The sequence below is a fragment of the Microbacterium sp. Bi128 genome (genome assembly GCF_918698205.1).
In genome coordinates this window covers 1-7940 of the sequence record NZ_CAKKMM010000176.1, presented here as the reverse complement: position 1 = coordinate 7940, position 7940 = coordinate 1, and the positions used below count along the sequence as shown (strand labels likewise).

7 protein-coding genes are annotated in these 7940 nt (G+C 69.8%); 5 read left to right on the top strand and 2 right to left on the bottom strand.

The annotated features are described in order from the left end of the window. The 5 genes from LQV45_RS13415 to LQV45_RS13395 form a co-directional block, all read left to right on the top strand. Window positions 1-684: hypothetical protein (locus LQV45_RS13415; protein ID WP_230007464.1), on the top strand; the 684-nt coding region annotated here is incomplete at its 5' end. Window positions 685-695: 11 nt separating this feature from the next. Then, the gene (locus LQV45_RS13410) at window positions 696-2696 is read left to right on the top strand and encodes an Ig-like domain repeat protein (RefSeq protein ID WP_230007463.1); all 2001 of its coding nucleotides are present in this window, start codon (window positions 696-698) and stop codon (window positions 2694-2696) included. A gap of 68 nt (window positions 2697-2764) precedes the next feature. Then, on the top strand, window positions 2765-3400 hold the full coding sequence (locus LQV45_RS13405; RefSeq protein WP_230007462.1) for a DUF305 domain-containing protein: 636 nt from the start codon (window positions 2765-2767) through the stop codon (window positions 3398-3400). A 111-nt stretch (window positions 3401-3511) separates the two neighbouring features. After that, window positions 3512-4429, top strand: a complete 918-nt coding sequence (locus LQV45_RS13400; protein ID WP_230007461.1) for an AEC family transporter — start codon at window positions 3512-3514, stop codon at window positions 4427-4429. 80 nt (window positions 4430-4509) lie between these two features. Further along, a complete protein-coding gene (locus tag LQV45_RS13395) occupies window positions 4510-5061 on the top strand; it encodes an HdeD family acid-resistance protein (RefSeq protein WP_230007460.1) in 552 nt (183 codons plus the stop codon). Between the two features lie 57 nt (window positions 5062-5118). Here LQV45_RS13395 and LQV45_RS13390 read toward each other — a convergent pair whose 3' ends face one another. After that, the gene (locus LQV45_RS13390) at window positions 5119-7092 is read right to left on the bottom strand and encodes a S9 family peptidase (protein ID WP_230007459.1); all 1974 of its coding nucleotides are present in this window, start codon (window positions 7090-7092) and stop codon (window positions 5119-5121) included. A gap of 2 nt (window positions 7093-7094) precedes the next feature. Then, a complete protein-coding gene (locus LQV45_RS13385) occupies window positions 7095-7859 on the bottom strand; it encodes an SDR family oxidoreductase (protein ID WP_230007458.1) in 765 nt (254 codons plus the stop codon). Window positions 7860-7940: the final 81 nt, after the last annotated feature.

Here is a 7940-nt window from a genome sequence, read left to right as displayed (position 1 = left end):
GAGGGCACGCTCCTCCTGGTGCACGAGGGATCGTCCCCGGAGCAGGCGGCCGCAAGCGTCGTGTCGGCGCTGAGCACGACTCCCCCGGCACTTCCCGAGGGGATGCCGACCGCACAGCCGTCCACGCTGGGAAAGGCGCTCGATGCGCCGAGCGTGGAGGAGTTCGGGTACGCACGGGCGCTGGCGCAGGCGGCGGAGAACGATTCCGCGCTCCGCGTCGACGGCAGTCGCGGCTACGAGTTCCTCTCGCTCGACGTCCCGCAGACGACCTCCCCCGACCGACGCCTTCTCGAAGTGCAGTCCTATGACTACGCCTCGTCGGAACTCGTTTCCCAGATCGTCGACCTCGGGTCGGGCGAGGTGAGCGAGAAGCGCATCGGCAAGGCACACCCCTCCCCCTCCGAGCGGGAGGCGTTGTTCGCAATGGACCTCGTGATCGCTTCGGAGACCGCCACCAACGTGCGCGACACGTTCGCCAAGGCCACCGGCACCCCGCTGACCAACCCCGCTCAGCTGCAATTCGTGGCCACGTCGAACATTCCCGCCCTCACGCGACAGAACGTTCCCGACTGCGAAACGGATCGCTGCATCACGTTCCAGGGGCGCTCCCTCGACGGCATCTGGCTGAACTTGAGCCAGATCGTCGTGAACCTCACCGACAGAACCGTCTCGACGCTGACATGAAAGCACGGCGAATGAACCTCAGAAAACTCCTGTCCGCGGCGCTCGTCGCCTCCATCATCGGCGGCGCCGCGGTCGCGTCCGTCGCGGCGCCCGCCAGCGCCGCCGAGGCCGAGCCCGGCGGCGGCGCCGGTGCGTACTGCTCCGGCGAATCGCGAGTCACCAAGAAGCTCGCCGCCGGCACCACGTGGGACCTGTGCTGGCGGATCGATGCCACGAGCGGTCTGACGATCGAGAAGGTCTTCTTCCAAGGCATCAACGACCCCGCCCCGATCCAGGCGTTCGACTCGGTCGCGCCGGTGCTCATGAACGTGCCGTACGACAGCGGCACGGCGGAGTTCGAGGACATGAGTGCGGTCGGATGGAGCTCGCTCACCACCGACACCATGACGGTCGAGGAGTGCCCCGACCCCGACGCCGAGATCCTCACCGTGGACGCCGTCGGCACCGACGGTGCCGGTGAGCTCGTCTCCGTCGACGACAAACCCATCATGTGCCTCAACGAGGTCGAGACCGGACTCGCCGGCCGCAGCAGTTTCACGACGTACACCACCGACGCGGACGGCAACCGGCAGGGCGGATACGGGGACACCGCGCACCGTGTCACGCTGCAGGGCACGGCACTGGTGCTGTTCAGCCACGTGACGATCGGCAACTACGAGTACGAGAGCCGGTACACGCTTCACGACAACGGGTCGATCGACGTCGGCCTCGGGGCGACGGGCGAGATCTCCGTGCACCAGTGGGTCGACCAGATGGAGGGACTCGATCCCCGCGCCTACGGCTGGCCCGTCGGCACGGGCGAGTCGGACTACACCCCGTCGCACTACCACTCGGGCGTCTGGCGCGTGGACTTCGGGATCGGCGGCAAGGACGACCAGGTGGTCGAGGAGTTCAACTCGGCACCGACCGGTGAACGCGGCGCGATCTCGCCACTGATCGAGACGACCTACTCCCGGGTGGAGACCGAGTCCTTCCGCAACATCGCGCCGCGTCGCGGGTGGTGGACGTACAGCCCGTCGAGCCTGAACGCCGATGGGCATCCCCGGGGATACGAGATCATCTTCGGCAAGACCGAGGCCTATCCGTCCAACCCCGCGTTGCGCAACGACGTCGCCTTCACGCAGAAGAAGGACTGCGAGCTGCGACCGCAGGACAACGCCGCGCCCGGCTGCGAGGGCACGACCCTGATCGACTTCGTCGACGACGAGAAGATCACGGATCCGATCGCGTTCGTCAACGTCGGGTTCCACCACATCGCGCGTGACGAGGACCAGAGCCCCATGCCCACCCACTGGCAGGGCTTCACCCTCTACCCGCGCGACTTCACGGCCCAGTCGCCGTGGACGCCCGAAAGCCGCCAGTACCGCAACGGGTTCGTCTCCACCGACGAGCTCGTGGTCCCGGGCTGGCAGACCAACGCCCCGAGCACGACGGCTCTCGACCTGGCATCCGACACCGTCGCGGCGGGTGAGCCGGCCCGGGCGACCGTGAAGATCGAGGCGGGCGACCTCGGGATCAACGGCACCGTGCGCCTGCGAGACGGCGGCACAGAGATCGCCAGCTACGATCTGCGCCGCGACGACCACGGATCCTTCACCATCGAGATCCCGGGACTGTCGAAGGGCGAGCACTCGCTCACGGCGTACTACGAGGGCAACAACGTCGCCGCTTCCAGCGAGTCGGCGCCGCGGACGCTCACCGTGAAGGCAAGCGGCGGCCCGGACCCGTCCGCCTCGCCGACCGCCACCGCTACGACGACGCCGACCCCGTCCACGACACCGTCACCGTCACCGACGGCGGGGGCCGGCGGTGGTTCGGGCGGCGGCAGCGGCTCGTCCGCGAACACCGGCGGCGCGACCGGGGCGCCGGCGCACACCGGGTCGTCGGCGCTGCCGGCGACCGGCGCCGACACGGCGTGGGTCCTGCCGACAGCCGCGCTGGCCGTCGGAGCCATCGTGCTGGGCGTCGTGCTGGTGCGGAACCGACGGCGCCGCGCCGGGTCCCAGGCCTGACGCGACACTGACAGCCGGGTGTGCGGCGAGCCCGCGCCGCACACCCGGCCGATCTTCGAGGAGCAGATGTGAAGAAGTACGCGATCGTCGCCGCGCTGTTCGTGCTCGCGACCGTGGGCTCGTGGATCGTCATCGGCACCGTCGGGGTGACGGTGCCCGCGTCCGCACCGCCGCCGGCCCGCGCGGCGCAGTCGGGCGCCCCGACCGCCGAGGAGGTGATGTTCGTCACGATGATGATCGACCACCACCAGCAGGCGGTCCGGATGGGTGAGATCCTCGCGTCCGCCCCCGACGTCCCCCACCGCGTGGGGAATCTCGCCGAGAAGATGCAGGTGGCCCAGGCCGGTGAGATCGGCGATTCGCAGAAGTGGCTCGCCGCATGGGCGGCGGCGGCAGAGACGACCGGGGGCGCACACGGCGGACACGGTTCGAGCGCGACGGCGAACAGTGGGCCGGCGACGATGACCATGAAGGGCATGATCGGGCCCGAGGGGTTCGCGGAGCTCGAGGCCGCCACCGGTGTGGAGGCGGCGAAGGTGTTCCTACGCCTCATGATCGAACACCACGTGGGAGCCATCGAGACGGCGGGCGAGATCACCGGGTCTCTCTCCAACCCGTGGGTCGTCAGCTTCGCCCAGCACCTCGTAACCGAGCAGTCGATCGAGGTCGCCTCGATGCGCCGGATGGCGGAGTCGCTCGGGTGAGAGGAACCTCCGTCGGCGGCGAACGGGAGCAACGGAGCGCTCCGCTAGGCTCGCCTCAATGGAATCGCGACGCCGCCCCCGCGGCGCGCGGGCCTGCCCCGGGGCCGTGGCATGAGTGGCATCCTGACCGGATTCGCCGTCATCGGGCTCGCCGTGGTCGTCGGCTACATCATCGCCCGGATCGATCTGCTCGGTCCGCACGCCCGGCCGGTGCTCAGCCGACTGACGTTCTTCGTCCTGTCACCGTTCCTGCTGTTCGTCGTGCTCGCCCGCGCCGACGTGAAGACGCTGTTCTCGGCGCTGCTGCCGGTGTCGATGATCACCGCCGCCGTCATCATCTTCGGCTACGCGCTCGTCTCGGCGCTGGTCTTGCGTCGCCGCACCGCCGAGACCGTCATCGGCGCCCTGTCGGCGGGCCAGGTGAACAGCAACAACATCGGCATCCCGATCTCGCTCTACATGCTGGGCGACGCGGCGTACTCGGCCCCGGTGATCCTGTTCCAGTTGCTGATCCTCATGCCCATCGCGCTGGCGATCCTGGATGCCGCGACCTCCGGCTCGCGCTCGCCCCGGCGCATTCTCACCCAGACGGCGAAGAACCCCATGCTCATCGGTTCCGCGCTGGGCGTGCTCGTCGCGGTGCTCGACATCGACCTGCCGCCGATCGTCATCGATCCGCTGACGTTCTTCGCCGCGGCCTGCGTCCCGATCCTGCTCATGTCGTACGGCATGTCTCTGTACGGTCAGCGGGTGCTCACCGAACCCGGTCGCCGTGTCGACGTGGTGATCGCCACGACGCTCAAGCTCCTCGTGATGCCGGCGGTCGCGTGGGGTGTCGCGGTGGCGTTCTCGCTGCCGGCCGATCAGGTCTTCATCGTCGTCGTCCTCGCCGCGCTGCCGACGGCGCAGAACGTCTTCAACTTCGCCCAGCGGTACGGCGTCGGCGAAATCCTGTCGCGCGACGTGGTGTTCCTCTCGACCATCGGGTGCCTCCCCGTCCTGTTCGGAGTCGCCCTGTTGCTGGGATGACGTTGGTCCCCCCACGACGTTCATTGCAGGGTCTAAGGTGAGGCTCGAAGCTCTCAGCATTCGTCCAGGAAAGGCTCGCCATGTCCACCTCCACCTCGTCCAGTACGCCCGCGGTCCGGGCGGTACGCACCGCCCTGGCCGTCAGCGGTGCGGTCTCCCTGATCGTCGGTCTCCTGATCCTGCTGTGGCCCGGGCGCACCGCCCAGGTCGCGGTCGGCATCATCGCCGTCTACGTCATCATCGCCGGCCTCGTGAACATCGGGATCGGCATCTTCTATCGCGCCGGATGGGCGCGCATCGGCTACATCGTGTTGGGCCTGCTGTTCATCGTCGCGGGCATCTTCTCGTTCGCGAACCTCGCCGCCACCACGGCCTGGTTCGGCGTCTTCGTCGGCACGCTCGTCGGCATCCTGTGGATCATCGAGGGCATCGTCTCGCTGACCACCGTGGGCGACGGCTCGTCGAAGGCGTGGACGATCTTCTTCGCGATCATCAGCATCCTCGCGGGCATCGTGCTGCTGTTCTCGCCGCTGCTCGGCGCGGTGACGCTCTTCCTGCTGATCGGCATCTCGCTCATCGTCCTGGGTGTGTTCCAGATCGTGCGCGCGATCCGCTTCGGCAAAGAGGTCTGACTCCTCCGCACCGAAAAGGGGCCCGGATGCCATGGCATTCGGGCCCCTTTCTCGTGATCAGGCGGTCGGGAGGTGCCGCTGCCACCAGTCCAGCACGGCGTCGAACCGCTGGACGCGGTGCCGCGGGCGGCCCGCGCGGGTGAGCTCGTGGTCCTCACCGGGGAAGACGAGCATCTCGGCCTCGACACCGGCCTGCTTCAGCCCCGCGTAGTACCGGGTGGCCTGCTCGAGCGGGCAGCGGAAGTCCAGCTCGGAGTGCAGCACGAGGGTCGGCGTGCGCACCTGATCCACCACCGCCATCGGGCTCTGCGCGGCCATGAGCGCCGGATCGGTGCCGACGTACTCCTGCCCGAAGAACGAGCCGATGTCGCTCGACCCGGGGAACGCCGTCGGGTCGAGGAACCCGCGCTCGACGATGGCGCCCGCGAACCGGTGGTCGTGCGCGATGATCCACGCGGTCATGTAGCCGCCGTACGAGCCGCCCATGACACCGACGCGGTCGGCATCCAGGCGCGGGTCGGCGTCCACGACGCCGTCGAAGAAGTCGATGACGTCGAAGTAGTCGAGCGTCCCCATGGCCTGACGGATCGAGCGCCCGTGCGCGCGACCGTACCCGGCGCTGCCGCGGGGGTTGCTGTAGACCACGGCATAACCCGCGTCGACGAGCACCTGCGTCTCGTCGAACAGGTGGATGCCATACGACGCGTACGGGCCGCCGTGGATCTGCAGGATGACCGGGAACGGCCCCTCACCCTCGGGGACGGCGACCCACCCGTGCACGGGGTATCCGTCGCGTCCGGCGACCTCGTGCTCTTCGGGGATCACGACGCCGTGCTCGCGTACAGCCGCGCCGTGATCGGTGAGGACCCGCGCCAGCGCGGAGCCCTCGACGAGCACGAGCTCACCGAACGACGTCGGCGACGCCACGGATGCCACGACCCGCGCGCCCGCGACGGCGTGGCCGGTGACCTCAACGTCACCCCCGAGCACCTCGCTCACCTCTCCCGCGCGTGTGACGCGCAGCAGCCGCACGCGGCCCCGCGTGCGGTCCTGGACGAGGACGTCGTCGCCCGCGAAGGACACGTGCGAACCGACCTCGCCGAGGTCGATCGTCTCGGGGTCGGTGAGCGGACGCGGGCCGGTCTCGGTCAGCATCCACAGGCCCGTCCCCGGGGCGACGAAATCGACACTGGAGGCACCGACGTCGTTGCCGCGCAGGAACACCGTGCCGTCGGGGGCGACGGCGACCTCGTCGATCGAGAGGTTCGCGTCGGTCGAGAGCAGCTCGCGCGCCTCTCCCCCCTCGACGCCGACCTCGACCACGCGCGAACGCAGATCGCGGGCACGATCCTCGATGTCGTCGGGGAGGCTCAGCAGTGCGCGGCCGTCGGCGCTCCACGTCACGCCCGACCAGCTCGTCGCGCCGTCGGTGAGCTGCCGCGGCGCAGAGGCGACGACCCGCTTCTCCGGCGTCACGACGTCCGGGGCCGGTTCGTAGAACGGCTCCGCGTCGGCGGCGGGGGCATCGACGACGAACACGTGCGCCGGGCGGTCAAGATAGCCGTGGCCGTTGGCGTGCCAGCGGATGCCGGTGATCCGGCGCGGCGGTTCGGCCGCGGCATCCCGTCCCTCCACCGTGCCGTAGCGGCCGGGCTCGACGACGCGAGCGGTGAAGGCCAGGCGGGTGCCGTCGGGAGACCACGCCGCCTCGGTCACTCCCCCGGGCTGATCGGTGACCTGCACCGGCTCGCCGCCCGCGGCGGGGACGACGAACACCTGTGCGCGGCCGCGGCCGTCAGGACGAAGGAACGCGATCGTGGAGTCGTCCGGAGAGAGCCGGGGAGCACGATCGGCAACGCCGCGCGTGAGGCGGCGCGGCCCACCATCGGGCAGGTCGAGCCGCCACAGCTGGCCCACGGCACGATCGGCCGTGACGTCCGGGCGGGAGGTCGCGTACACGGCGAACTCACCGTCCGACGACAGCGCCGGGCGCCCGACGGAGACGAGCGACTCGATCTCGACGGCGCGCACGGTCACTCACCCCCGAACGAGTCCGTGTCTCCCACGAGGCGAGTGTTGTCGGCGGGAACCGGGTCGACGGCGGCCCGTGCGACCTCGGCGGCGAACTCGGACACGTTGTAGAGCTTTCCGGCGTCCTCGCGGCGGGCCGCGATCGCCCCGGGGTTCGCGCGCTCGAGCAGCGTCGCGGTGATGGTGCCCTCGATCATGTCGCCGGAGACGACGGTGAATCCGACACCGCGCTCCTCGAGAGCGGGGATCTTCTCGCGCAGCGCGTCCTCGCCGGCGCGCTTCGAGAGGGCGACCGGCTCGTACTCGGGCATCGTCGGCGTGGTACGGATGAAGTGCGCCTGGTGGCTGGTGACGAACACCACGCGCGCGCCGTCGCGCAACAGCGGCATCGCGGTCTCGAGCACGTTGACCTGGGCATCGCGGTTGAGCGTCAGCGCGTAGTCCTCGGCCATGCCCGACTCCATGCCGCCGGACGCGTTGAGCACGAGCACGTCGAGCCCGCCGAACGTGCGCTTGACCTCGTCGAACATCGCCTGCACCGACGCCGGGTCGGTGAGGTCGGCGCCGACGACGAGCGCCTCGACCCCGAGCTCGCGCAGCTGCGCGGCGAGCTTCTCGGCACGGGGGGCTTTGTTGCGGAAGTTGATGACGACGTTCGCGCCGGCCTCGGCGAAGTAGCGGACCGTGTCGGCGCCGATACCGCGCGACGAACCGGTGACGAGGGCGGTCTTGCCGCTCAGGGAGCCGGACGGGAGGGTCTGGGACACGGGAACTCCTGACGATTCGAGATCGGATGCCGCTCGCCGACGATGGGCGAGGGCGACCTGCCTACCCTACCCAGCCGGGGC